Origin of the sequence: Streptomyces sp. NPDC006335 (genome assembly GCF_040612795.1) — a bacterium.
Taxonomy (GTDB): Bacteria; Actinomycetota; Actinomycetes; order Streptomycetales; family Streptomycetaceae; genus Streptomyces.
This window is the reverse complement of record NZ_JBEXQX010000016.1, coordinates 109946-135059: the sequence shown is the minus strand read 5'-3', so window position 1 is coordinate 135059 and position 25114 is coordinate 109946. Positions and strand designations below refer to the sequence as shown.

At 70.2% G+C, this 25114-nt stretch carries 25 protein-coding genes and 2 pseudogenes; 18 read left to right on the top strand and 9 right to left on the bottom strand.

The window, feature by feature from the left end; translation table 11 throughout:
• The first annotated feature begins 51 nt into the window (after nucleotides 1-51).
• The 6 genes from ABZ098_RS34375 (at nucleotide 52) to ABZ098_RS34350 (ending at nucleotide 4815) form a co-directional block, all read left to right on the top strand.
• On the top strand, nucleotides 52-810 hold the full coding sequence (locus ABZ098_RS34375) for a hypothetical protein (protein WP_356597649.1): 759 nt from the start codon (nucleotides 52-54) through the stop codon (nucleotides 808-810).
• Entirely contained in the window at nucleotides 807-1688 is an 882-nt protein-coding gene (locus ABZ098_RS34370; protein WP_356597648.1) for a hypothetical protein, read from the top strand. Before ABZ098_RS34375 ends, ABZ098_RS34370 begins: the two co-directional genes overlap by 4 nt.
• Nucleotides 1685-2551 (top strand): hypothetical protein, encoded by an 867-nt coding sequence (locus ABZ098_RS34365; protein WP_356597647.1) that lies wholly within the window; start codon nucleotides 1685-1687, stop codon nucleotides 2549-2551. Before ABZ098_RS34370 ends, ABZ098_RS34365 begins: the two co-directional genes overlap by 4 nt.
• A gap of 225 nt (nucleotides 2552-2776) precedes the next feature.
• Entirely contained in the window at nucleotides 2777-3352 is a 576-nt protein-coding gene (locus ABZ098_RS34360) for an FABP family protein (protein ID WP_356597646.1), read from the top strand.
• 49 nt (nucleotides 3353-3401) lie between these two features.
• On the top strand, nucleotides 3402-3839 hold the full coding sequence (locus tag ABZ098_RS34355) for a Fur family transcriptional regulator (protein WP_356597645.1): 438 nt from the start codon (nucleotides 3402-3404) through the stop codon (nucleotides 3837-3839).
• Between the two features lie 10 nt (nucleotides 3840-3849).
• Nucleotides 3850-4815, top strand: a complete 966-nt coding sequence (locus tag ABZ098_RS34350) for a folate-binding protein (protein ID WP_356597644.1) — start codon at nucleotides 3850-3852, stop codon at nucleotides 4813-4815.
• A gap of 3 nt (nucleotides 4816-4818) precedes the next feature.
• Here ABZ098_RS34350 and dtd read toward each other — a convergent pair whose 3' ends face one another.
• On the bottom strand, nucleotides 4819-5244 hold the full coding sequence (gene dtd, locus ABZ098_RS34345) for a D-aminoacyl-tRNA deacylase (protein WP_069765012.1): 426 nt from the start codon (nucleotides 5242-5244) through the stop codon (nucleotides 4819-4821).
• A gap of 168 nt (nucleotides 5245-5412) precedes the next feature.
• Between dtd and ABZ098_RS34340 the strand changes: the two genes are divergently transcribed.
• The gene (locus ABZ098_RS34340; protein ID WP_356597643.1) at nucleotides 5413-6036 is read left to right on the top strand and encodes an aerial mycelium formation protein; all 624 of its coding nucleotides are present in this window, start codon (nucleotides 5413-5415) and stop codon (nucleotides 6034-6036) included.
• A 71-nt stretch (nucleotides 6037-6107) separates the two neighbouring features.
• Nucleotides 6108-7364, top strand: a pseudogene (locus tag ABZ098_RS34335) (GNAT family N-acetyltransferase).
• 181 nt (nucleotides 7365-7545) lie between these two features.
• Here ABZ098_RS34335 and ABZ098_RS34330 read toward each other — a convergent pair.
• Nucleotides 7546-7731, bottom strand: a complete 186-nt coding sequence (locus ABZ098_RS34330) for a hypothetical protein (RefSeq protein ID WP_031056588.1) — start codon at nucleotides 7729-7731, stop codon at nucleotides 7546-7548.
• Between the two features lie 185 nt (nucleotides 7732-7916).
• On the opposite strand from ABZ098_RS34330, the gene ABZ098_RS34325 reads away from it, so the two are divergent.
• The gene (locus ABZ098_RS34325; RefSeq protein ID WP_356597642.1) at nucleotides 7917-8834 is read left to right on the top strand and encodes a winged helix-turn-helix domain-containing protein; all 918 of its coding nucleotides are present in this window, start codon (nucleotides 7917-7919) and stop codon (nucleotides 8832-8834) included.
• 35 nt (nucleotides 8835-8869) lie between these two features.
• Here the strand turns inward: ABZ098_RS34325 and ABZ098_RS34320 are convergent, their stop codons facing one another.
• On the bottom strand, nucleotides 8870-9058 hold the full coding sequence (locus tag ABZ098_RS34320) for a hypothetical protein (RefSeq protein ID WP_053851924.1): 189 nt from the start codon (nucleotides 9056-9058) through the stop codon (nucleotides 8870-8872).
• A 169-nt stretch (nucleotides 9059-9227) separates the two neighbouring features.
• Between ABZ098_RS34320 and ABZ098_RS34315 the strand changes: the two genes are divergently transcribed.
• The 6 genes from ABZ098_RS34315 to ABZ098_RS34290 all read left to right on the top strand — a co-directional run bounded on the left by ABZ098_RS34315 (nucleotide 9228) and on the right by ABZ098_RS34290 (nucleotide 17353).
• Nucleotides 9228-10106, top strand: coding sequence for a winged helix-turn-helix domain-containing protein (locus ABZ098_RS34315; protein ID WP_356597641.1), 879 nt, complete (start codon nucleotides 9228-9230; stop codon nucleotides 10104-10106).
• Nucleotides 10055-10840, top strand: coding sequence for an HAD family hydrolase (locus tag ABZ098_RS34310; protein WP_356597640.1), 786 nt, complete (start codon nucleotides 10055-10057; stop codon nucleotides 10838-10840). Before ABZ098_RS34315 ends, ABZ098_RS34310 begins: the two co-directional genes overlap by 52 nt.
• A 243-nt stretch (nucleotides 10841-11083) precedes the next feature.
• Entirely contained in the window at nucleotides 11084-11968 is an 885-nt protein-coding gene (locus ABZ098_RS34305) for a GntR family transcriptional regulator (protein WP_356597639.1), read from the top strand.
• Nucleotides 11969-12147: 179 nt separating this feature from the next.
• A complete protein-coding gene (locus ABZ098_RS34300; RefSeq protein WP_356597638.1) occupies nucleotides 12148-14361 on the top strand; it encodes an aminoglycoside phosphotransferase family protein in 2214 nt (737 codons plus the stop codon).
• A 224-nt stretch (nucleotides 14362-14585) separates the two neighbouring features.
• Nucleotides 14586-15194, top strand: coding sequence for a TetR family transcriptional regulator (locus tag ABZ098_RS34295; protein WP_356597637.1), 609 nt, complete (start codon nucleotides 14586-14588; stop codon nucleotides 15192-15194).
• A 56-nt stretch (nucleotides 15195-15250) separates the two neighbouring features.
• A complete protein-coding gene (locus ABZ098_RS34290; RefSeq protein WP_356597636.1) occupies nucleotides 15251-17353 on the top strand; it encodes an AAA family ATPase in 2103 nt (700 codons plus the stop codon).
• Between the two features lie 540 nt (nucleotides 17354-17893).
• On the opposite strand, the gene ABZ098_RS34285 is transcribed toward ABZ098_RS34290, so the two are convergent.
• A complete protein-coding gene (locus ABZ098_RS34285) occupies nucleotides 17894-18736 on the bottom strand; it encodes a nitroreductase/quinone reductase family protein (RefSeq protein ID WP_356597635.1) in 843 nt (280 codons plus the stop codon).
• Between the two features lie 157 nt (nucleotides 18737-18893).
• Here ABZ098_RS34285 and ABZ098_RS34280 point away from each other — a divergent pair, with 157 nt between their 5' ends.
• From ABZ098_RS34280 to ABZ098_RS34270, 3 genes and pseudogenes are all read left to right on the top strand, one after another.
• Complete coding sequence (locus ABZ098_RS34280) at nucleotides 18894-19517, top strand: RraA family protein (protein ID WP_356597634.1); 624 nt, start codon at nucleotides 18894-18896, stop codon at nucleotides 19515-19517.
• Nucleotides 19514-19923 (top strand): annotated as a pseudogene (locus ABZ098_RS34275) (hypothetical protein). Before ABZ098_RS34280 ends, ABZ098_RS34275 begins: the two are co-directional and overlap by 4 nt.
• Nucleotides 19924-19974: 51 nt before the next feature.
• On the top strand, nucleotides 19975-20700 hold the full coding sequence (locus ABZ098_RS34270; RefSeq protein WP_356597633.1) for a class I SAM-dependent methyltransferase: 726 nt from the start codon (nucleotides 19975-19977) through the stop codon (nucleotides 20698-20700).
• Nucleotides 20701-20788: 88 nt separating this feature from the next.
• On the opposite strand, the gene ABZ098_RS34265 is transcribed toward ABZ098_RS34270, so the two are convergent.
• Genes ABZ098_RS34265 through ABZ098_RS34245 form a run of 5 tightly spaced genes read right to left on the bottom strand, consistent with a single transcriptional unit; the run spans nucleotide 20789 to nucleotide 24989 of the window.
• Nucleotides 20789-22543 carry an ankyrin repeat domain-containing protein gene (locus tag ABZ098_RS34265; protein ID WP_356597632.1) on the bottom strand — a complete coding sequence of 585 codons (1755 nt, stop codon included), beginning with the start codon at nucleotides 22541-22543 and terminating at the stop codon, nucleotides 20789-20791.
• Nucleotides 22544-22601: 58 nt separating this feature from the next.
• Nucleotides 22602-23348, bottom strand: a complete 747-nt coding sequence (locus ABZ098_RS34260) for a VOC family protein (RefSeq protein ID WP_356597631.1) — start codon at nucleotides 23346-23348, stop codon at nucleotides 22602-22604.
• 60 nt (nucleotides 23349-23408) lie between these two features.
• A complete protein-coding gene (locus tag ABZ098_RS34255) occupies nucleotides 23409-24140 on the bottom strand; it encodes a dihydrofolate reductase family protein (RefSeq protein ID WP_356597630.1) in 732 nt (243 codons plus the stop codon).
• Entirely contained in the window at nucleotides 24140-24643 is a 504-nt protein-coding gene (locus tag ABZ098_RS34250; protein WP_356597629.1) for an SRPBCC family protein, read from the bottom strand. The genes ABZ098_RS34255 and ABZ098_RS34250 overlap by 1 nt, the downstream gene beginning before the upstream one ends.
• The gene (locus ABZ098_RS34245; protein WP_356597628.1) at nucleotides 24627-24989 is read right to left on the bottom strand and encodes a metalloregulator ArsR/SmtB family transcription factor; all 363 of its coding nucleotides are present in this window, start codon (nucleotides 24987-24989) and stop codon (nucleotides 24627-24629) included. The genes ABZ098_RS34250 and ABZ098_RS34245 overlap by 17 nt, the downstream gene beginning before the upstream one ends.
• Nucleotides 24990-25114: the final 125 nt, after the last annotated feature.

The following is a 25114-nucleotide window of genomic DNA, read 5'->3' as shown; positions in this document are numbered from 1 at the left end:
CTATGGAATGCGCGCTTCATGTCTTGTGGGGGACCGTTGGAAGTGCCAGAAGTGCCCGAAGCGCCCGAAGTGCGGGAAGCGCCCGAAGCACCCGAAGAAGGACCCGGTACGCGCCGTCGGGGGCGTACGACACTCCTGATCGCTGCCGCCGTGGCGCTCGGCGTCGTGGCCGGTGGTTGTGTCGGGTACCTGATCCAGGCCGACCGTCCCCCGACCCCGCTGCCCCCGCTGTCCCAGCCGGTGCTGGCGCAGGCGAAGGGGGAGGCCCCGGAGCCGCTGTCGGCCGCACAGGACCGGCAGGTGAAGACCCAGGGTGATCTGCGCAAGCTGCTGCTGTCGAAGCCCGCGGGGACCAAAAAGGCCGACTGGACGGGTGACGGCTGGCTGGACATCGCCGAGTACGCGAACGACTTCACCGATCCGTCGGAGAAGTTCACCGGCCTCGTCGGCGACGAATTCCGCAGGGCGGCCGTGGTGGGCTGGGAGGTCGGCAGCTCGTACAGCGTGGAGATACGGCTGGTCCAGTTCCGCCAGGAGGACTCCATGGCGGCCCTCGACTCCAGCCTCAACCACCAGGGCTGGGCCGAGGAGGAGACCGCCACCGACAGCTGGTCGATCCCCGGTACCGGCGACGGCATGGCCTATGTGCACACCCGGCCGGACACCGAGCCGGGTTACCTGCCCCAGTACTCGGCCGAGGCGCACGCATGGCGCGGGGACGTCTCGATGGAGATCTGGATCTACGGGACGAAGCCGATCGCCAAGAAGACGATCATGGATCTTGCCGAGCGGCAGATGGAGCGGCTGTGACCGGAGACGAGACACAGGGAACGGATCCGGAGACGGCACCGGTATCGCAGACGGCACCGACACCGGTACCGCAGACGGCACCGGAGCCCGCCGCCGAAGCTCCCGCGCCGGTCGTCGCCCCGGATCGCGGACGCGCACGGCGGGGCCGTGTCGCCGCTGTGGCCGGTTCGGTGCTGCTGGTCGCGGCGCTGGTGGCCGGGGTGGGCGCCACGGCGGTGACCGTGCGGGGCGCCGACCGTGACGCCGGGGCTCCGACCTGGAAGTTCCCCGCGACCAAGGTCGACAAGAAGACGGCGGTGACCCAGCGGGGCCTCGCCGGCATGCTCGTCCCGTACGGCACCGACGGCTGGGTCCGGGGCCCCGACCTGGCACAGTTCGGGGCCGACGCGCAGCTCAGCGGCGCCCGTGCCACGGCCCTGCGCAAGGAGGCGCTGCGCGGCCTGCCCCGCAGTCAGCGCAAGCAGCTGGAGCGGCAGATCGACCGGCAGCGCATCTCCGGCATGGCCATGCGCAGCTACTTCAGCGGGGAGTCCTTCGCCAACTCCCACAACGACGGCATCTACTCGGTGAGCGTCGTGCTCGCCCAGATGGCGAACAGGACCGCGGTCCGCAACGGTTCCGAGGCGCAGAACGACTTCCTCGCGGCCCTGGACGTCTTCGAGGAGGGTCCGAAGATCAAGGGCCACAAGGACGCCCGGTGCTTCCGGCTGTCCGCGGACGACGACGAGGACCTCGACATGATGCTCTGCTCCGCCTACGTGGGGAACGTCCTGGTCTCCGTCACGGCGTACGGCGCCCACCCACTCGACAGCAAGGGGGTCGCGATGCTTCTTCGTACCCAGCTCGACCGCATCGCGGAGCCCGGGGAGGCGGTATGACCGAGCAGCAGCAGGTCGCCGCCGTACCCCCGCCGCCCGCCGGGCCCCCGCAGCCCGACGTGCCGCCGCAGCACGCGACCGCACCGGCCGAGGTGAGAAGGGACCGCCGGGTCCTGCGGGCCGTCCTGCGCTGGACCGCGGCCGCCGTCGTCCTCGGGACGGCCGGTGCGGCCACGGCGTACGGGATCTCGGGGATGGAGCGCACGGACGTGCCGGGACTGTCCACCCGTTCCGACGGGCGCTGGGACTTCCCCCGGCTCACCAAGCCGCCGTTGCCGTCGGGCAGCCCCGGTCCCTTCGCCGCGGGCAACGCGGGCGAGGTCCACCACGCCGATCTGCGCGACCTGCTCCTGCCCGCGCCCGAGGGGGCGGTGGAGGACAAGGCGCTGCGCGGCTCGGACGGCTGGCTGGCGACGAAGGACTTCCTGGCGGAGTACGAGCTCAAGGAGCAGCGGGAGGAGCTCGGGCAGAAGCTCGTCGACACCGGCCTGCGTCACATCGCGGCCCGCGGCTGGACCACCCCGGACGGCACCCGGACCCGGGTCTACCTGCTCCAGTTGGGTACGGCGAACGTCGTGGAGTCCAAGCTCGCGAGCGATGTCCAGGCCTACACCAGCCCGACCTATCAGGTGCGCGGCGCCGCCGAGGCCGTCTACGACGAGGCCTTCCCGGAGGCGGCCGCCGTCGCGGGGATCACCCGCACCGCCTTCACGGAGCCGAAGCCCTACGGCGCCGAGCAGGTCCGGCAGGGCTATCTCTCGGCGGGAGACGTCTTCGCGGTGATCCTCCAGTCCCGCAAGGGCTCGGCCCCGGCCGTCCCCTTCCAGCAGACCGTCACCCTCCAGAGTCAGCTCCTGGGCTGAGCCGCCGTAGGGGAACCTCGCACCGTCCCCCGGGCCCCGGCCGCGTAAGCTGGGGCCCGGCCCGTGTACATGCACCGCACTCCGCTCATCCGAGGAGCACCCCGTGGAGATCTTCTTCGAAGCCCTGCTGGTCCTGGTCTGCGTCGGCGTTCTCGCCTTCGCCGGACTGACCGTGAAGAAGCTGTACCAGGGCCAGCGCTGATCCCCCGCTAGGAACCGCCACTCATGATCGAGATCCCGTCCGACCTCCACAAGGACCTCGTCCCGCTCGCCTTCCTGCTCGGCAACTGGGCCGGCGCGGGCGTGCACGACTTCCCCGGCTCGGAGAAGTGCAACTTCGGCCAGGAGGTGACCTTCGGCCACGACGGCCGGGACTTCCTGGAGTACACGTCCCACACCTGGGTCCTGGACAACGACGGCAACAAGGTCCGCCCGCTGGAGACCGAGCACGGCTTCTGGCGCATCGACTCCGACCGCAAGGTCGAGGTGACGATGGTCCGCGACGACGGCGTCGTCGAGATCTGGTACGGCGAGATGGCCGACCAGAAGCCGCAGATCGACCTGGTCACCGACGCCGTGGCGCGTACGGCCGCCTCCGGCCCCTACAGCGGCGGCAAGCGGCTCTACGGCTACGTCAAGAGCGACCTCATGTGGGTCGGCGAGAAGCAGACTCCCGAGGTCGAGCTGCGCCCCTACATGTCGGCCCACCTGAAGAAGGTCGTCACCCCGGAGGAGGTCGAGCGCTGGGCGAAGGCCCTGCCCGACGACATGCCGGACGACGGCATCGCCTTCTTCAAGTAGGTCCCGCATTCAAGTGGGTCCCGCACCGAGAGGTCCTAGACTTTCCGGTGTGGTGAGCACCGACTGGAAGAGCGACCTCAGGCAGCGCGGCTATCGGCTGACGCCGCAGCGCCAGCTTGTCCTCGAAGCTGTGGACACCCTGGAGCACGCGACCCCCGACGACATCCTCACGGAAGTGAAGAAGACGGCGTCGGGGGTCAACATTTCCACGGTCTACCGGACCCTGGAGCTCCTGGAGGAGCTCGGTCTGGTGAGCCACGCCCACCTCGGGCACGGGGCGCCGACGTACCACCTCGCCGACCGCCACCACCACATCCACCTGGTCTGCCGCGACTGCGAGAACGTCATCGAGGCGGACATCGCGGTGGCCGCCGACTTCACCGCGAAGCTCCGGCAGGAGTTCGGTTTCGAGACCGACATGAAGCACTTCGCGATCTTCGGCCGCTGCAAGGACTGCTCTCTCAAGGCTTCAACTACCGAGTCGTAGGCTTAGGCGTATGAAGAGCCCCCTGCTGTCCCTGCCAGGCGCCGTCCCAGCCGAGGGCGTGGACGAAGGCGTCGCCGCGCACTACGGCGACCTGTTCCGCGAGCAGCGCGCCCTCGCCGAAGGCGCCGGATTCGTCGACCTCTCGCACCGCGGGGTCGTGTCCGTCTCCGGCGAGGACCGCCTCAGCTGGCTGCACCTGCTGCTCACCCAGCACGTCAGCGACCTGCCCACGGGCCAGGCCACCGAGGCGCTGATCCTCTCCGCGCACGGGCACATCGAGCACGCCCTGTACCTCGTCGACGACGGCGCGACCGTCTGGGCCCACGTCGAACCCGGCACCCAGGGCGCGCTGATCGCCTACCTGGAGTCGATGAAGTTCTTCTACCGGGTCGAAGTCGCCGACCGCACGGACGAGTTCGCGATCGTCCACCTTCCCGCCGGTTCCATCGCCGAGGTGCCGGAGGGGGTCGTCGTACGCGAGACGCCGTACGGCCGCGATCTGTTCCTGCCGCGCGCCGACCTGGAGTCGTACGCCGAGAAGTCCGGGCCCGCGGTGGGCCTGCTCGCCTACGAGGCGCTGCGCGTCGAGCACCACCGCCCCCGCCTCGGCTTCGAGACCGATCACCGCACCATCCCGCACGAGCTGGGCTGGATCGGTACGGCCGTGCACCTCCAGAAGGGCTGTTACCGCGGCCAGGAGACCGTCGCCCGCGTCCAGAACCTGGGCAAGCCGCCGCGGCGGCTGGTCTTCCTGCACCTGGACGGCAGCGAGGTCCATCTGCCGCCCGCCGGCGCCGACATCCGGCTCGCGGACGACGGCGCCGAGGGCCGCAAGATCGGCTTCGTGACGACGTCCGTACGGCACCACGAGCTCGGTCCGGTCGCGCTCGCCCTGGTCAAGCGGAACGTCCCCCTGGACGCGCGGCTGCTGGCCGAGAGCACGGCGGCCGCCCAGGAGGTCGTCGTCGAGCCGTAGGGCTCACATCTCCAGCAGGACCGTGAACGGGCCGTCGTTCGTCAGGGACACCCGCATCCGCGCCCCGAAGCGACCGGTGGCCACCGTCGCGCCCAGGGCGCGGAGCTGGGCGACGACCTCGTCCACGAGGGGCTCGGCGATGTCGCCGGGGGCGGCGGCGTTCCAGGTGGGGCGGCGGCCCTTGCGGGCGTCGCCGTACAGGGTGAACTGGCTGATCACCAGCAGCGGGGCGTCGATGTCGCTGCACGACTTCTCGTCGTGCAGCATCCGCACCGACCAGAGTTTGCGGGCGAGTTGGGCCGCCTTCTCCTTGGTGTCCTCGTGGGTGACCCCCACGAGGACGCACAGCCCCTCGCCGCTGATCTCCCCGACCGTCTCCCCGTCGACGACGACGCTCGCGCCGTCCACCCTCTGCACCACTGCACGCATGGGCCCATCATGCCGGTCCCGCGGGAGGGTCCCGTGTTCGGGTTTGTTTTTGATCCTTAACCCCCCATCTGGGGCCGTTGGGGGCCGTTCGGGGGCACTCGGTCACATAGCGGCCACTTGGGGTGGCACGATGCTTCCACACGCCGGTCGAGGGGACGGTAGAGGCGCATGAGCACACCGAGTACCGGGCAGCATTCCGGGCCCGTCCGCGTTGCCCACAGGTCGGAGCCGGAGCCACCCCGGCCGCCCGCGCAGCGTACGGACAGCCCCCTGCTGCCCCCCGATCCACCCGAGCAGGACCTCGCCACGCTGAGCCTGCCCGAACTGCGCACCCTGCGCAGGGACGCCCAGCGGGACGAGGCCGATCTCAGCTATGTACGGCGGCTGCTCCAGGGCCGTATCGACATCCTCCGCGCGGAACTGCTGCGCCGGTCCCCGACGGGCTCGGTGCTCGAACGGCTCCCGGAGGCCTCCGTGGTCGAGCGGCTCCCGGAGATCCTCACCGACGCCCCGGCCCGCCACCGCTCCTCGGCCCGCCACGTCAGGCTGGGCACCCCGCACAGCGAGGAGTACCGGCTGCTGGCCGCCGAGATGCTCGCCGAGGTCGAGCTCTCGGACCTCTGCGCGCGCACCGACCTGGAACTGAGCACCGCGATGGGCCGGCTCGTGCGGTACGAGCAGCAGGTGTCGGGGCGCCGGCAGCGGCTCCAGCGGACGGCGGACGAGTGCAGCGGGGAGATCGCGCGGCGCTACCGGGAGGGGGAGGCACAGGTGGAGGATCTGCTGACCTGAGGGATGCACGGCCGCCCGGGGGGCGGAGAAAAGTGCGCGACACCTCCACCCCGCCCGCCTACCGTGGCCTCATGAGCGCCCCAGCCGACATCGACGTCTGCGCGATCACCGAGGCCGAGTACCCGGAGTGGCTGCGTGCCCTGCGGGCCGGGTTCCTGCGGGAGCCGGTCGTTCCGGAGGCGGAGCTGGAGGCGCGCAGGGGGCGGTTCGAGCCCGGCCGGTTCCTCGGTGCCTTCGAGGGGGACCGTTGCGTGGCGACCTTCCGGTCGTTCGCGCAGGAGGTGACGGCGGTCGGGGGCCGACTCGTGGCCGCCGACGCGATCACCGCCGTCACCGTGACCGCCACCCACCGCCGACGCGGGCTGCTCACCCGCATGATGAGCCAGGACCTCGCCGCCGCGAAGGAGCGCGGAGACGTCCTGGCCACGCTGATCGCCGCCGAGTACCGGATCTACGGCCGTTACGGCTTCGGCCCCGCCACCTCCGCCACCGAGTGGACGATCGACGTCCCGCGCGCCGGCCTCGACCCCCGCGGCCCGGACCTGGACGGCGGCCGCATCGACCTGGTGGACCCCGACGACGTCCGCAAGGTCGGCCCCGAACTGCACGACCGGATGCGCCGGGCCACGCCGGGGGCGATCAGCCGGGACGACTGGTGGTGGCAGCTCGACACGGGTGCCGTGCGCACCGATCCGAAGTGGACCGAGCCGTTCTTCGCGCTGTACCGGGCGGCGGACGGCACCGTCGAGGGGCTGATGGCGTACGAGGTCGACGACAAGTGGGCCGACACCAAGCAGCCGTCGAACACGGCGAGCGTGCGGGGCCTGATCGCCTCGACCCCGGCCGCCGAGCGCGCCCTGTGGCACTACCTGTGCTCGATCGACTGGGTCATGCGCGTCAGGAGCGGCTGGCGGGCCCCGGACGACCTGCTCCCGCACCTGCTGCCGAACCCCCGGGCGGCCGGCGTCACCCAGCAGTCGGACTGGATGTGGGTGCGGATCCTGGATGTCGTACGGGCTCTGGAGGCGCGGACGTACGACGTCGAGGGTGCGCTGGTGCTGGTGCTGGAGGTCGTGGACGGGTCCGGGATGGCGGGCGGCCGGTACCGGCTGGAGGCCTCGCCCGACGGGGCGTCCTGCACGGCGACCACGGCGAGCGCCGATCTCACCCTGGACGTACGGTAGTTGGCGACGCTGTGGCTCGGTGACGAGTCGGCCGTGCGGCTCGCGGCACTGGGGCGGGTGCGGGAAGACCGAGCGGGCGCCGGCCGGGAGGCCGACGCCCTGCTGCGTACGTCCAGGCGGGCTTGGTGCCCGGACATGTTCTGAGGCCTCCTTCCTGTCGACGACGGCTGACTGCTCATCCGTAGCTGTGCTCTTCAGTTGTGGCTGTACCGGTGAAGCTCTTCAGTTGTCGGTGTTCAGTTGTGGCTGTGCAGACCGACCGGGCTCCCGGCTCCCCTCCAGGAGAGAGCCCGGTCAGCCGGATCCTGGACCCGACGGGCGGGCGTCATCCGGACTGGGCGAGCAGCATCACGAGGATGACCGCTCCGATGCCGCCGATGGCGACGTTCTTCGACTTGACGCCGATCGTCAGGGCGAGGAACGCGATGATGCCCATCGCGCCCCACTTCCACTGGACGAGCGCTTCGAAGCCGACGGCGAGGGCGGCGATGGCGACAGCGATGAACGGCATGACGGTCCCCCCTTCGGGACGGTGGCCCCTGTCGACCGCCGACGTGGCCAACCTTGTGAAGTCTTGACCATGTTTCTCAAGGTTGACCAAGTTGGCGACCAACTTCACTGTACTTATCTCCGCTTGGATGCGGCTCATAACCACCTTTCAGTGAACTGCCCAAAGATGGCGGGAAGTTGTAGTGTTTGGTCGTGGACCCGAAACACGCCTCCGTCAATGGGCGGAAGAGGTCACAGCGGCCACAGAAGTCACATCACGAGGTGGCCGACGAGCTCCGCGCCCGGATCCGGTCCGGCACGCTGCGGGCAGGTCAGCGCATGCCCACACAGGCGCGGCTGGCCGACGAGTTCGGCGTCGAGCGGGGGGTCGTACGGCAGGCGCTGCACCTGTTGCAGACGGAGCACCTGCTCACCAACGTCTCCAAGGGAAGCCCGGCGACCGTCGCCCCCGACCTGGGCCTCGGCAGGACGGTCACCGGTCCCGGAGCCGCGCCGCAGCCCACGATGGTCACCCTCGGCCCCCGGATCGCCGCCGCCTTCGCGGCCCCGCACGTCGAGATAGACGCCCTGTGCCTGACGTCGGTGTCCCTCAACCTCGCCATCGGCGAGGGGCTGCGTCAGATCCACGCCGGACGACTGAATCCGGCCAAGATCGACGTCCGCGTCCTGCTTCCGGGCCGGGACATCGACCTCGCCTTCCCGGTGCCGGTCGAGGGACGCGGTGACGACGACCCGGTCCACGAGCGCTGGCTGGCCCAGCGCAACGCGCAGGGGCAGGTCCTCCAGCACAACCTCCTGGCCCTGCGGGCCACGCACGGCATAGACGTACACGTCTCCTTCCGCGCCCTGCCCTTCACGCCACCGGTGAAGCTGTACCTGCTCAACGGCGCGGAGGCGCTCTTCGCGTACTACACGCTGACGCGCCGCAAGCAGGAGATCGACGACGAGCACCTGGAGCTGTACGACTCCGAGGGCACCCGGTCGATGCTGTTCGCCTTCGAGCAGGGCGCCGGACTGCGGGACACGACGTTCGTGGAGCAGTCCCATCTGTGGTTCAACGCACTGTGGGAGACGATCAGTTCGGAGCTGGCGCTCACTGGCTGACGTCTCCCACAGAGGTGGATCCGAATGTGCTCGGGTCATAGGGCAGGTCCCGCGACCAGAAGAGCGAGCACCACGGCCCCCGTCGAACTGATGGCGGGGTTCTTGGCCTTGATGCCGATGGTGAGCAGGAGCATCCCGATGATGCCGCTGGCACCGTACTTCCACTGCAGGGTCTGCTCGACGCCGACGACGAAGACGGCGGAGAGGAGGGCGAGGGCCGGCATGGTGGTTCCCCCTTCGGGCATCGGGGCGGGCGAGGCGGGCAGTGCGGAGGCAAAACTTCCACCAACTCAACCAAGTTGGCAACCAACTCTAACTATGTTGTCCCCACTTGGTGGCAGTTGATAAACAACTTCGGAACAACTCCCCATAGATGGATTGGAGTTGTACCGTTTGGTCGTGACCCAGGAGAACGTGGCAGTGAACGGCAGCAGAAGGCTCTCGCCCCAGGAAATCGCCGACACCCTGCGGGAACGCATCCGTACGGGCGACCTCAAGGCCGGCGACCGCCTCCCCACCCAGGCCGAGCTCGCGGAGGAGTTCGGGGTGGAGCGGGGCGCGGTCCGCCAGGCGCTGCGCGCGCTTCAGGAGGACGGACTGCTCAGCAACGTGAGCAAGGGGAGCCCGCCGCGGATCGCGGAGGTGCCGGTCACCCAGGGGGGCCCGCAGCCGACGATGGTGGCCCTGGCGCCCCGCCTGGCCGACGCGTTCGCCGCCTCGCAGGTCCGGATCGACGCGGCCTGCCTCACGGCCGAGACCCTGATGGTGGCCCTGAGCGAGCCGGTCCGCCTCATCCACGAGGGCCGGATCCACCCCGAGTCCATCGACGTCCGCATCCTGCTGCCCTCCCGCGACATCAACCTGGCCTTCCCGGTCCCGGTCGAGGCCCCTGACGACGACAACCCGGTCCACCAGCGCTGGCTGGAGATGCGCAACGCCCAGGGTCACGTCCTGCGCCACAACCTCCGCTCCCTGCGCTCCTCCCACGGCATCGACGTCAAGGTCAGATTCCGCGCCCTGCCGTTCACGCCACCGGTGAAGCTGTACCTGCTCAACGGTGTGGAGGCGTTGATCGCCTACTACATGGTCGCGCGGCGGGAGGAGGCCACGGACACGGGGATGCTCGACATGTACGACGTCCTCGGAACGGAATCCCTGCTCTTCCGTTTCGACAAGAACGCCGGCCAACGCGACGCCGCGTTCGTCGAGCAATCGCAGAAGTGGTTCGACGCCCTCTGGGAAACCATCACGACGGACCTGACACTCTCCTAGTGACTCCTGAGACGACGCACACTGAACCGGTGACAGCAGAGACAGCACGACTCGCATCACTGGTCGCCTCCGCTCGGTACGTGCTCTGGGACATGGACGGGCCGATCTGCCGGTTGTTCGCGGGATATCCGGCCCACCAGATAGCCGGTGAACTGGTCGCCAAGATCGATCAGTTGGGCATGGGTGGACTGCTGAAAGAGCAGGAACGATCCGGCAACGACCCGCATGATGCCTTGCGGGGTGTGCACGAACGGCGTCCGGGGAGTGACCTGGTTCTCGAGTTGGAGGAGTGGCTCACCCGGCGTGAACTGCAGGCCGTGCCCAAGGCCATGCCCACTCCGCACGCCGATCCGTTGATCAGGACGTGGTCGTCGCTCGGCGTGCGGTTCGCGATCACCACCAACAACGCGGCGGTCGCGGCATCGGCGTACGTCGAGAGCCGTGAGCTGACGGGTTGTTTCCCTTATGTCTACGGCCGCACCCCGAACCTCGACCTGATGAAGCCGAACCCGTACTGCCTGGACCAGGCCATCAAGGCCATGGGAGCCGTTCCGTCGGCCACGCTGATGATCGGTGACGCCGCCACGGACCTTCAGGCCGCGCAGCGGGCGGGAGTGTCGTTTCTCGGCTACGCGCGTAACGAGGACAAGGAGCGGATTCTGAGGGAGGCGGGGGCCGAGGACATCGTGGGATCGATGGCTCAGGTGCTTGCCGTCCTGCGCCGCCCGTCCTGACGGCGGGACACTCCATGCACGTAACCGGTCCACCATGCCGTCCACCCCCTTGCCACTTTGATGAGACTGATCAATAGCGGTCCAATTGGACTGGTTGCCTCAAATCTGGTTGTGCCCTGACTGGTTGATCGACTAACCGCCCTGCACATATTGGGCTGTTGGCTGGGTGCCTTGACTGCCTGTGGACCAAAAGCGGGCCGCCACTTCGGTTTGCATGCCCGGTGATGGAGGTACGGTCGCGGTGTGAGCGAAGAACGCGGCAAGGGAGCCACGATCCTGGCAGCGCTGCGGTCCCGGATCTCCGGCGGGGAGTACCGGCCGGGTTACAACCTGCCCCCGCAGCGCGCTCTCGCCGAGGAGTTCGAGGTCTCGCGCGACACGATCCAGCGTGTCCTGGAGGAGCTGAAGACCGAGGGCTGGATCGAATCTCGACGGGGCAGTGGTTCGAAGGTCCGCGTCACGCTCCCCATCCACGTGACGACGCAGCCGAAGGTGCCCCCTGGTCGCATCGCGCTCGGGCCCTTCGTCGACCGTGCCTTTGCCCAACCAGTCGTGGAACTGGACGTCTTCACGTTCACGTCGGAGAGCCTCGACACTCACATGCGGCTCCAGGCCGAGAAGATCCGCAACGAACAGATCGCTGCACCGGAGCGCATCACGCTCCGGATAATGCTGCCTTCCGATGCGACCGAGCTGCCGTATCCGAGGGCCAGAGCAGTCAAGAAGCCCGCCCCCGATGTGACCGAATTGGACCGGATCCTGCAGGCCCGGACGCGGGAGATCATTCGGAGGCACACCTCTTCGCTGCGCAATGCCCTGCGCAACCTCAAGACGGACGGGCTGGTGCCCGAGGTGGAGGTGCTGGTCCGAGAGGTTCCACTCGTTCCGACGCACAAGCTGTATCTGCGGCGCGGCGTCGAGGGGCTGATCGGCCCCTACAAGATCGTGGAGCGCAGGATCCTGATGGACGACGACACGGAGATCGACGCCTGGGACGTCCTCGGACTGGGCTCGACTTTGATACGCCTCGTCCACGACGAGGGTGACCCCGGCGCCGTCGGGTCCGTGTTCATGCAGAGCTGGCAGGAATGGTTCGACTCCTGCTGGCACCGCTATGACGCGCCTTGACGGAGTTGCCCGTTCGTCCACAAGTCTCGAACTGTGTGAAGCGAAGGAGTGAAGACGGTCTCGACTGGGTAGCCAGTTCCGAATAAGGGTCGTGTCGGGGTTGCTTGAGCACTACAGTGTGGTCCCTCTCGTGCTGCGCATGAAAATCGGAGGCGCCGCATAGTTGCTCAGGAGTGCCCGTGGGTGTTCCATCCGGGCCCGCCACCGCGTTTGCGGGGCGGGCGGCCCGCGAAGCGCTCGGTGAGCTGGTGTCCCACGCCAAATCAGCGGGAAGACTCACCCGCGGTCACCACAACCTGAACTACATCGTTCCGCCCCCACCCTGGCTTGATCCGTCGGCCGGTCTCAAGTTCGTCATGGTGCGTGAGCGTCAGCGTGCCGCGCTGCCCGTGGTGATCCGCACCTGGCAGGACGAGGCGGAGATCCTCAAGGCGATCTCGGGCGCCCTTCCACACGTACCGCAGTGCCTGTTGAAGTACGGCGACACAGCGGTCATGAGCTACGTGGACGGCGTCCCCCTGTCGAGCGTCTGTCCCAACGGCAAGCCGGTGGACCAGCATCTGGTTCGGGCCCTCGCCGAGCTGCTGGCGGACATGACGCAGGTCGGCCGGAAGGAACTGCCCCCGCTGCCGCAGTACTGGCCCCGGTCCAGCCGGGACAGCAGGGCGTTTCTGCGCACGCTGGCGCTGGCCACGGAGACACAGGTCCGGCAGCGCAACTGGCAGCGCTTCGGTGGTCTGTTCGCGACGCTCGGCATTCCCGAGGACGCCATGGTGCGGTTCGCCGAGCGGGTTCCCGCGATGATCAGCCGTCCGTTCAGTCTCCTCCACACGGATCTGCATCGCGACAACGTCATCGTGTCGTACGAGGCCGGTCCGCCGTTGATCTGTGTGGACTGGGAACTCTCGAGCTACGGCGACCCGCTGCACGACCTCGCGACCCATCTGGTGCGTATGGGCTACCCGTCGGACCAGTGGGACGAGGCGGTCGAGGCCTGGCGCTCGGCCATGGTGGTGCGGCGCCCGAAGGCCGTCAACGGCCTGGAGCGCGATCTGCGGCACTATGTCGCCTTCGAGCGCGCCCAGTCCGTCTACCCGGACGTGATGCGTGCCGCGACATCTCTAGGCGAATCGTTCGACCAGAAGGACCTGGACGCCGCGACCGAAGCGGTCTACTGGGCGCTGCACGCAGCCGAGGAACCTCTGCGGCTGAAGAACGTCCCGGACGAGAAGGCCATCGAGCGCATCCTCTTCCGCTGGAATGTGTCCCACGGCAAGCGCCACAGCCGTGACCGCGCGGTGTCGTCCATCTCGTGGGTACGTGACGCAAAAGTCCCCGAGCATCCCAAGTTCCCCGCGTCGGCAGTGCAGGAAGCCCTGTTCGAGGAGGGTGCGGCCTCGGCGGACCGGGTGTTCAAGGGGACGGCTCACCTCAGTACGGCGGTGCGGGTCGAGGGCGTGCAGTACCCGGTCATGGTGCGGCGCAAGGTGACAGCCGGCAACGCCCGGGAACGTCGGTTTCTGAACGAGCACGTCGTGTTGCGGGCGATCGAGGACTCGGGTGTCGCTGTGCGCGCGCCTCGTGTGCTGGCGTTGGGTGTCAGTGAGCTCGGAGACCAGTTCACCATCCATTCCTTCGAAGGAGCGGCGGGGGAGATCAGGCCTCCCGATCACCCCACGGGTGGCCTTCTGCCCCATGAGGCGGACGACCTGGTGAAGCAGCTCGACGCCCTCACTCAGGTCGACTGCACGCGGCTGGAAGAGGACTCGAACGCTCTGTCCGCAGGGTTCCATGCGCAACTGTGCGACGAACTGGTCCGGATGGTGTCGGAACTGCCGAAGGAGACTCTGCAACTGGCGGGACAGCTCGGGCTGCCCACGAGCAGTTTCCGACTCGAACAGATTCTTGGCCGGCACACGGTGACACCTCGACGTGCCGTGCTGCTCCATGGAGACCTGAATCCCTGGAACATGATCCGCCGCGAGGACGGCACGGGGCTGACACTGATCGACTGGGAGATGGCGATGGTGGGTGACCCCCTGTACGACCTGGTCCGCCACATGCACCTGACGCCGACCCTCCCCGAGATCCGGACACGTCTGTTCGACCGGTGGTCGCATTTGTTGCCGGAGGACTGTACGAGGGGCTGGCGCCGGGACTGGCGTGTGTACCGCTGGATCGAGACCGTGCGCTCCGCCTACGTGGACCTGGACCGGCTGGTGACCCGAGACAGCCTTGAAGCCCCCAACGTCAGCCGCGCGGTGGACACCTACGCCATGACTCTGACCGCGGCGACCGCGACCCTGGGGCTCAGAACCAAGTCCACGACCAACCCCTATCTCGCGCTCGCGCTACCGCATGTGCCACGGGAGAAGGCGTCGGCCGAGAACTGATCAGGGGTGTGTGGCGGAAGGCGACGTACCGACCGCGCGTGACCTGGACCGGATGATCGCCGGGGCCGCGTCGAGCACGCCGAACGTGCGGCGGGCCGTCGACGCGTACGAGATGACGCTGTCCGCCGCCACGGGCTCTCCGGGGCTGCGCAGGCGTGTCGTGCCGGAGGCGCCCGCCTCGATCGAGGTGCCTGACCGCGGACCCCGGTGCGTAGGCTCGGCCCATGACCCACCCCGGCCTGCGTGAGCGCAAGAAGCAGCGGATGTACGAGAACGTGTCCGAGATCGCCGTCCGGCTGTTTCTCGAGAAGGGGTTCGACGCCGTCTCCGTGGCCGAGATCGCCGCTGCGGCCGAGATCTCCAAGCCGACCCTGTTCCGGTACTTCCCGGCCAAGGAGGACCTCGTCCTGCACCGGATCGCCGATCACGAGGACGAGGCCGCGCGGGTCGTGGCCGGCTCCCGGGAGCGGCCCCTCGTCGCCCTGCGGCGGCACTTCCTGGAAGGGCTGGAGCGGAACGATCCCGTCACCGGGCTCTGCGATCACCCGGACGTCCTCGCCTTTCACTCGCTGCTCTACGGCACCCCCGCCCTCGTCGCCCGGGCCCACGGGCACCTGGAGCGGCAGGAGGCCGCGCTCGCCGAGGTGCTCGGGGGTGATCTCGACGCGCGGCTGGCCGCGGGGCAGATCATCGCCGTGCGGCGGGTCCTCGCGATGGAGAACTGGCGCCGGATCGCCGAGGGGAAGCGGGCCGAGGACGTACGCGCAGACGCCGTGGCCGCGGCTGAGCGGGGGTTCGGGGTGCTGGCGGACGGGTTGCCGTGGCTCACCTGAGTGAGAGCGGGTAAAAGATTTAACCCGGTTGCATTTTCTGGCGTACGCTCGTCCCCATGACGTCAGTCGAGCCCGCTTCGCATCCGGTCCTGAAAGAGGACCGTCCCGCCCTGAAAGAGGCCCTCCACCGCGAGCGCGTCCACCACGACCGTTGCCGTACCGCCCTCGCCGCCATGGTCGACGGGGCACAGGAGCAGGTCGTCGTCGGTGAGGACGTCTCCGCCTCCGGGGCCGATGCCGAAGTCCTCGGGTACCGGCTGCGCAGTCAGGCCAAGGAGATGCGGGAACTTCCCGAAGGGCCGTTGTTCTTCGGGAAGTTGGAGTTCGACCACGGCGACCATGCCGGACAGGCGTACCACCTGGGCCGGCTGCGGATCACCGAGCATCCCGCCGCCCCGCCCCTCGTCGTCGACTGGCGCGCGCCCGTCTCCCGCGCCTTCTACCAGGCGAGCCCCCGCGATCCGCAGGGGGTCGCCGTACGGCGGCGGTTCGGGTGGGCGCCGGGGAGCAAGGGGGAGTCCGCCGATCTCACCGGGCTGGAGGACGAGCATCTCGCCGGGGCGACGGGCGAGTACGTCAGGGACGGGGAGACTCCGCAGGTCAGCGACATCGTCACCCGGGAGATCGAACGGCCCCGCGTCGGGCCCATGCGGGACATCGCCGCGACCATCCAGCCCGAGCAGGACGATCTCGTACGGAGCGACCTCGCCGTCTCCGTGTGCGTCCAGGGCGCTCCCGGGACCGGCAAGACCGCCGTCGGGCTGCACCGGGCCGCCTATCTGCTGTACACCTACCCGCAGCGCATGCGGCGTGGCGGGCTCCTCGTCCTCGGGCCCAACCGGACCTTCCTGTCCTACATCTCCCAGGTGCTGCCCGCGCTCGGCGAGAGCGGCGTACGGCAGTCCACGCTCCAGGACGAGATCGCCCGGCATCCGGTCACGGCCACCGACGCCCGTCGCACCGCCGTCCTCAAGCACGACCCCCGCATGGCGGAGGTGCTGCGCCGGGCGCTGTACGCGCGTGTGTCGACCGCGCGGGTCGACTCCCTGGAGATCAGGGACGGTTCGTACCGCTGGCGGGTCGGCGCCGGCGAACTCGCGCGGATCGTGGCGGACGTACGGCAGGAGGAACCGCCGTACGGGGTCGGGCGGGAGCGGGTGCGCGGGCGGGTGGTGCGGAGTGTGCAGGTGCAGGCCGAGCGGCGGGCCGGGCCGCAGAACGGCGCCTGGGTGCAGCGGATCTCGCGGTCACGGGTGATGGGGGCGTTCCTCGACACCGTGTGGCCCAAGGTGCGACCCGAGGAGGTCGTGGCAGAACTGCTGGGCAGTGGGGAGGAGTTGGCCGTCGCCGCCGACGGGATCCTCGACGCCGAGGAGCAGAAGAACCTGCTGTGGGCCAAACCGCCGAGGTCGTGGAAGTCGGCGCGGTGGTCGGCGGCCGATCTGGTGCTGCTCGACGAGGTCGCCGGGCTGGTGGAACATCCCGAGGGCTACGGCCATCTCGTCGTCGACGAGGCCCAGGACCTGTCTCCGATGGAGTGCCGGGCGATCGCCCGCCGGGCCCGTTTCGGGTCGGTGACGGTACTCGGTGATCTGGCGCAGGGGACCACGCCCTGGGCGGCCCGTTCGTGGCACACCGTCCTGCGGCACCTCGACAAGCCGGACGCGGCCGTCGTACCGCTGACCATGGGGTTCCGGGTGCCCCAGGCCGTCGTCGGGCTCGCCAACCGGCTCCTCGCGCGACTGGACGTGGAGGTGCCGGAGGGGCGGTCCCTGCGCGGGGACGGGGAGTTGGCGATACGGCCCACCTCCCTGGACGGCCTGCCGGACGCGGTCGTGGACGCCGTACGGGACTCGCTCACGCACGAAGGGTCCGTGGGGGTCGTCGCGGCCGACCCCGACGTGCCACGCGTACGGCAGGCCCTCGACGCGGCCGGCATCGCCACCGCCGGGCCGGACGAGCTGGGCGCGCGGGTGAGCGTCGTACCGGCCGGTGTCGTCAAGGGACTTGAGTACGACCACGTCGTGGCCGTCGAGCCGGCCGCGATCGCGGAGGCGGAGGCTGAGGCGGAGGAACGGGGGCTGCACCGGCTGTACGTCGTGCTGACCCGGGCGGTGTCGCGGCTGGTGGTGGTGCATGGGCGGCCGTTGCCGTTCTAGGGGGTGGGGGGCGGCTCTCATTTGGCGGGGGCAGGGGTGGTGGGCGTCGGTGGGGTCTGGGTGGGGGGTGGGGGGCTCTGCGGGGGTTCTCAGGGGCGGCCGTCGGTCGGGGCACCTGCGGTGGCCGGCGTCCGCGGGGGCCCTGAGCGGTGGGCGTCCGCGGTGCCCCGAGGGGGCGGCCCGAACCTGGGGGTCCCGAGGAGGTGCCGACCGTGGGTGTCCCAGGTGGCCGCCGCCCTCGGGGGCCGGGGTGGGGAGTGTGCCTGCGTGTAGCAGTGATGTCCGTCGGTCGTGGTCCCGGTTGGCTTCCGGCCCGGGGCCCCTGAGGGGGCGGGCGTCCGCGGGGGCCGGGGGTGGCGAGTGTACGGGGGTTTCTCCAGGGGCAGCCGTCGGTCGGGGCGCCCGCGGTGGGCGGCGTCCGCGGGTGCCCGAGGGGGCGGCCCACCGAGGGTGTCCCCCGAGGTGGCCGCCGCCCCCGGGTGTCCCCGGGGCGCTACCAGACCGCAGGTGGTCCTAGGTGACGGTCCGCTCGCCCGTGGGTCAGGCGGGGGCGAGGAGTGGGATCAACTGCTCCTCCTCGTAGGTCAGATGGGCCTCCAGTTCGGTGGTCAGGCGGTGGACCTCCGTGCGGACGGAGTCGAGGTCGGTGCCGGAAAGCGCCTCGCGCAACTCCTCGACCAGGGCGGCGATGTGTTCGTGCTCGGTGCGCAGACGGTCGAGGGCGGGGCCCGCCTGCGGGTGGCGGTCGGCCAGGAACGGGAACATCGCCATGTCCTCGCCGGTGTGGTGGTTGTGCAGGCCCTGGCAGAAGGTCAGGCAGTTGACGCGGAGCTGGGCGCCGAGAGTGGTGGCGTCGGACGTCAACTCCTGTCGGATCAAGGCCAGTTCGCGGCGGAAGGCGTCATGGACCAGCTTGATGGCCTCGCCGGGGGAGGACGCGTTGATGTTCGGTGGACCCGGGCGGGCGATCTCGTGCAGGGCGATCACGGGGAGGACCCGGTCGGTCTTCTCCTGGTACACCGCCCAGCCACGGTCCGACTCCACGGCCCGCGCGAAGGCCCGGTCCCGTTCCTCGCCCGTCAGGACGACCGCGCGCGCCTCGTAGGTGAACACCCCGCTCTCCACGGTGACTTGGGGGTGCGCGGCCAGATTGCGGTACCAGTCGGGGTGGCGGGGCGAGCCGCCCGCCGAGGCGATCACGAGGATGCGGTCGCCGCCGTCGGGGAGGTAGCCGACGGGGGTGGTGTGCGGGGTGCCGGTGCGGGCGCCCGTGGTGGTGAGGAGGATCAGGCGGCCGCCCTCGAAGGGGCCGCCGACCCGGCCGCGGTTCGCGCGGAACTCGTCGATGATCTGCTGGTTGAAGTCCTGGACGGGGTGGGGCACTCTCTCTTCTTTCTCTCGCTGGTCTTCATGGAGGCGAAGGCGGAGAGAAAGAGGCGGGCTCCTGGCCCGCCGCGGCCTCACTCAGAGGCCGGGCACCCAACTCGCTCACGGCACAAGGCCGACCCGGCAGTCATACCCGCACGGTAACGTCCCGGGCGTGAGCGAGACCACCGAGTTTGCGGACATTCCCACGACCACCCTGGCCGATCTGCTCGGTCGTGACCGGGTCATGGACATCGGGATCCGGCCGTTGTGGGGGCCGGTGCCGAGGGTCACGGGGCCCGCGTTCACCGTACGGTGCCCTCCCGGCGACAACCTCATGCTGCACGCGGCGATCCACCGGGCGCCGGCCGGTTCGGTGATCGTGGTCGAGTCGGGGGACCTCGACCACGCCCTGGCCGGCGGGAACGTGTGCGCGGTCGCGCAGCGCAGGGGGATCGCCGGGTTCGTCCTCGACGGGGTGATCCGGGACCTCGCCGAGGTGCGCGGGGCCCGTTTCCCCGTCTTCGCGCGGGGTGTCATCCCGATCCCGGGCGTGAAGAAGGCCGTGACGCCGTTGGGCGAGAGCGTGCGGTGCGGCGGGGTGCGGGTCGAGGCCGGGGACGTGGTGGTCGCCGACGAGGAGGGGGTCGTCGTGGTCCCCGCCGCGCGGCGGGCCGACGTGCTCGACGCCGCTCGCGCCAAGCTGGCGAAGGAGGCGGCCGAGACGCTCGACGACTGGGAGGCGGCGCATCGGGCTCGAATCGACGAGCTCCTCGCTGAGGGCGGGTTCGAGGGGTGAGGGCGCTTCTCTTCCTGGACGTCGACGGGACGTTGCTGCCGTTCGGGGCGGGGCCGTATCCGCTGTACGAACCGCGCTTTGGACCATCGACTGTCGCCACCGGCCGTCCGCCCGACGGCTCGCCCGGCGCCCTCACCGGCCATCCGCTGCTGACCCGCGTGAACCCCGCGTTCGGTGCGCGTCTGACCTCGCTCGGCTGTGAGCTCGTGTGGGCCACGACCTGGGGCGAGGACGCCAACACCGGTCTGGCGCCCTGGCTCGGACTGCCCCGGCTGCCCCTCGTGGACTGGCCGGACCGGCTCACCATCCCGCACGGGCTCTCCTGCACAGGGTCGACCACCGAGTGGGGCTCACCGAGCGGGACTTCGCGGTGCTGGAGGAGTGGCTGACGGGTGGGGGGCGGTGACCGCGCGATATCGAGTGGTCGGCCGGCCCCCGCTGCCCTACGGTCGCCCGCATGGCTGACGAAGGATTCACCCATCCACGGCTCGCCGCGATCTACGACGCGCTCGATGCCGATCGCGGCGACCTCGACGCGTACGTCCGCATGGTGGAGGAGTTCGGGGCGCGGCAGGTGCTGGACGTCGGCTGTGGGACGGGGGTGTTCGCGCTGCTGCTGGCCGGGCGGGGTGTGGAGGTCGTCGGGGTCGATCCCGCCCTGGCCTCGCTGGACGTGGCCCGGGGGAAACCGGGGAGCGATCGGGTGCGCTGGATCCACGGGGACGCCTCCGCACTGCCGCCCCTGAGCGTCGACCTGGTGACCATGACGGCCAACGTCGCCCAGCAGATCGTAGGAGCGGATGCCTGGCGGGAGACCCTGCGGGGCGCGTACGCGGCGCTACGGCCCGGAGGGCGGCTGGTGTTCGAGACGCGGGACCCGGCACGGCGGGCCTGGGAGGGGTGGAACCGGGAGGCCTCGTACGCCGTGACGGACGTGCCCGGTGCCGGGGTGGTGGAGAGCTGGGTCGAAGTCACCCGCGTGGAGGGGCCGTTGGTGACGTTCCGATGGACCTATGTGTTCGCCTCGGACGGGCGGACGCTGACCTCGGACTCGACGTTGCGCTTCCGGGAGCGGGCGGAGGTCGAGGCGGAACTGGGCGCGCGGGGGTTCGTGGTGGAGGACGTACGGGACGCGCCGGACCGGCCGGGCAAGGAGCTGGTCTTCGTGGCGCGGCGCCCCTAGGGACAGAGGGCCGTGGCGCTGCCGAGGTGACGTGGCACGGTCTCCTTCCCGTAGATCTGCCGGTCGGTGTCTCCCGTAGCTCTTCCGGTCAGCGCTGAAGGCGGGTCGGCAGGGCCACCCAGCGGCGTGGGGCCCGGCCGACGACCGCGTCCCGGCCGTCGGTGATCCGCAGGCCGGCCGCGGCGCAGCAATAGGCGAGGATGTCGGCGCCATGGGGGAACGCGTGCTCGCGCTGCCAGAAGCGGAAGGTCCAGTAGGCGGCCGGGTCCGAGTCGTGCGGTCCGATGCCGATTTCCTCGGACGCGACGATCTCCCCGTCGCGGGCCAGGGTGCCGAAGGTGCCGCCCTTGGGGTTGAAGTAGACCCCGTAGGCGGTGGTGCCCGCGGATATCGCGCGCAGTACGGCGTCGTCGCTCGGCATGTACCCGTCCTGGGTGATCACACAGCCGCCGGGGGTGCCGTCGACGCCTCGGACGCCCACGTAGTGCAGGGACTCGTCGTAGTCGGCCGGGTCGAAGGGCGCGTGGTCGGGATCGGTCCTCGGGCACTGTGCGGGGTCGGTGCCGAGCCGCCGTATCAACTCGTCCTCGCCGAGGCCCTGTACGAAGCAGACACCGAGCCCTTCGGTCCACATCGGCTCCGTGCCGAAGGCCGCGATGAGGGCGTCGGCGGCCTGCTGGGCGGCCACCTCCTCGGGCGGCAACTCCACCGCGCCGGGCAGGTGCCGGACGAGCGGGGCGAGGGGAGTGGTCAGCAGCAGCCGACCCGGTGACCAGGGTTCCGCCTGCGGTGTCCACACGTCCGCCCCGGCGTCGATCAGTGTGCGCACCGTGGCCTCGTCCATGCTGTGGACGGCGTACCAGAGCGGGGTGTGCTCCTCGTCGTCGCGTACGTCGACGTCCGTGACGTGGGGCAGGAGTGCGGCCACCGCTTCCGCCGAGCCCTTTTCCGCCGTCAGGTGCAGCGGGGTGGTGCCCCGCCATCCGACGCGGGCATCGGCCGGGGCGCCCGCCGCCAACCGGGCCCTGACCAGGGCCGCGTCGCTCCATTCGGCGTAGCCCATGTGCTGCCAGTCGGCCCGCGGTGCGTAGCGCTGCCGGGCCTCCTCCGCATGCCGCAGCGCCTCGCGCCGACCTCGGTCGAGGGGCGGCGCCAGGAGGGCCGGCGGTCCGCTGACCTCCATCATGGCGAACGAACTCGGCGACGCGTCCTGGTCCGGCGGTTCGAGTCCGGGCCAGACCTCGAGCGTCCGGCGGGCGGCGGCACGGAGCGCGTCCGCGTCCACCGGGGTCCGGGTCTCGGGCACGCCCTCGTCCGGCCACTCGACCACCAACTGCGCCTGCCCGGGCGGGGGAAGCTCCGGCAGATACAGGTCGACGTCCGTCTTGAACAGGGATCTGTGGGAGTGGTGCAGGCCGGGATCCAGCGGGATCAGTCCGACCGCCTGCTCCGTCGCCGCCTCCTGGACCTCTCCCTGCGGCCCTGTGAAGGAGAAATACCGCGTCACCGTGCCGTCCAGCGAGGTCACCCGTCGGCCGTCGGAGAAGAGCAGCCCCACCCGCAGCCCCGACTGCCGCCGCCGGCCCCCGCCCTGTCTACGGGTCCTGCGGAACACCGCCAGGTGCAACGTGACCGATCCCGGCCACACGGACCACCCCGTCACCACGACCCGCGCCTCGGTCCCCTCACCGACCACGTCGAGCTGCGGGAGCAGCGCGGGGGCGAACCGGTCGACGGGCGGCGCGTACCGTCCGTCGTCCTCTCCCGGCGGCCCCAGCCGCGCCAACACGTCCTGCTCCGCGGCCGGTTCCTCAGCAAGCACCAGATCGTCGAAGAAGCCCATGCGCCGAGCGTCGCACACGGCACTGACAACGCCCGGTGGGTGCCGTCGTGGCTCCGCGTCAGGACGGGGCGAGCACGCAGAACTCGTGGCCCTCCGGGTCGGACAGGCACGTCCACGGGACGTCGCCCTGACCGAGGTCGAGGTCGGTGGCGCCCAGGGCACGCAGCCGGGCCACCTCCACGGCCCTGTCGTCCCCGGGGTACGGCAGCAGGTCGAGATGGACGCGGTCCGGCACGCTCTTCACGTCGGGCGTACGGAGGAACTCGAGATACGGGCCGGTCCCCCCGGCGGAACGCAACACCGCCTGGTCGTCGGTCACCTGGTGCGGGGTCCAGTCCGTCGCCCCGCCCCAGAACCGGGCCATGGCCCGCGGATCCACGCAGTCCACGACCACGGCGGCGATCGGCCCGGTGTCCCGGTAGACCTCCCTGGGCTCCAGCACGCAGAACTCGTTGCCCTCGGGGTCGGCGAGGACCGTCCACGGCACTTCGCCCTGCCCCACGTCGACGGGCGTCGCACCGAGCGCCTCCAGCCGCGCGACCAACTCCGCCTGGTGGGCCGGGGAGGTGGTGGCGAGGTCGAGGTGCACACGGTTCTTCGTCGCCGTCTTGGGCTCCGGGACGGGAACGACGTCGATGCCCAGGGCGACGGGGTCCGGCCACACGAGGCCGCCGGTGCGCGTGGGGCCGACGTAGGTGGTCACGCCGGGTCGGTAAGCAGTCCACCCGAGCGCCTCCGCCCAGAACCGGCCGACCGCCGACCCGTCAACGGCCTTGATGTTCACCTGCACAGGTCGCAGCGCCATGCCGACGATCCTATGCAGTCGCGTCCGCCGGCCGTGGAGGAGATCTTCGAGCTCGGGAGGTCAGGTGCCCGACCCGGTGGACGATCCGACCTGACCGACCGGCACCTCGCCCCGCGGGACCGTGGGCCGGCGTTTCACGACGCTGTACGTCAGGTGGGTCACCCGGGACGACGCGGTCGACCGGGACTGGTCGAGGGTGAGGTGGTCGGGGTCCGGATGGTCGAACAGGCGGATGCCGGTGCCGAGGAGGACGGGCGCGAGCGTGATCGAGAACTCGTCGATCAGGCCGCCGTCCAGGTACTGCTGGATCGTGTCGGCGCCGCCCGCGATGCGCACATCGCGGTCACCGGCGGTCTCGCGGGCCTGGCGCAGCGCGCTCTCGACGCCGTCGTCGACGAAGTGGAAGGTGGTGCCGCCCGGCCGCTCCCACGGGGCGCGCCGGGTGTGGGTGAGGACGAACACCGGGGTGTGGAACGGCGCCTCCGCCGGCCAGGACGGCTCGCCGAGGTCGAACATCCGCCTGCCCATGACGCTCGCGCCGGTGCGCTCGTACGTCGCCCGGACGATGTCGTTGTCGAGTCCTTCCTCACCGCCCTCGCCGAGCCTGAGGTTCTCCCGGATCCATCGCTGCGGGAACAACCAGGCCTGTAGTGCCGCCCACTTCGCGGTCCAGCGTCTGACACTCGGGTCGTTCCGTCTCGCGGGTGAGAAGACGTCCTCGACCGGTACGGCCTCGGGTGCCATGAATCCGTCGAGCGACATCGTGACGCTGAAGAACACCTTCCCGGCCATCAGCCCGCCTCGCCCTCCACGAGTTCGGCGACGTAGGCCGCCAGGTTGCCCAGCGTCTGCTCGCCGCCCTCGATCGCGTGGTACTTCTCCACGGCCTCGTCGCGCAGGTGCCTGGTCGGGAACACCGTGCGCATCACGATCCGGGTCCGGTCGCCGACCGGCTCGAAGGTGAGGACCGACTCGAAGGAGTTCGGGTCGTCACGCGACTCGCCGTGCAGCAGCGCGATCCGCTCCGGCGGGACGATCTCCCGCCAGGTGATCCACTCCTGGTAGTCGGTCCCGTCCGGCCCGCGCATCACGAAGTCCCACACTCCGCCGACGCGGAACTCGAAGGACCGCGTCCTGGTGGTGAAGCCTTCCGGCCCCCACCACCGCGACAGGTGCCGGACCAGTGCGAACGCCTCGAACACCAGCTCCCGTGGGGCGCCGATCGTCCGGGAGATCACGATCTCGCGGTCCTCGGTCGCGTGCGCGGCCTCGTCGCCGCTAGCGGTCGTCGCCATCATGTGGGTCCTCCTGCCTTGTGTGCCGCAACTCCTGCACGTACTCGTCCAGCCGGTCGAAGCTCTCGCTCCAGAACCGCTCGAAGCCGCCCAACCACTCGTGGACCGGCCGCAGCCCCTCGGCGTCCAGGCCGTACAGCCGCTGCTTGCCCGCCCCGCGGACCCGGACGAGTCCGACCTCCCGCAGGACCCGCAGGTGCTTGGACGCCTGCGGCTGGGTCATCCCCAGGTCCCGCGCCAGGTCGGTCACCGGTCGCTCACCGCCCCGCAGCAGCACCAGGATGTGCCGTCGCTGCGGTTCGGCGATCGCGTTGAACGCGTCCGAGGTCGTCGCCGCTCGTGCCATGGCGCCATCATATGCCTATATCGGAATGTGTGCCGGTGTGCAGTCCGCCCTCCCCCATGCGAGTGGCGTGGCGCACTATTGCAAGCACCTGCTTGCAATAGTTAGCGAGAGTGGTGCACAGTGGA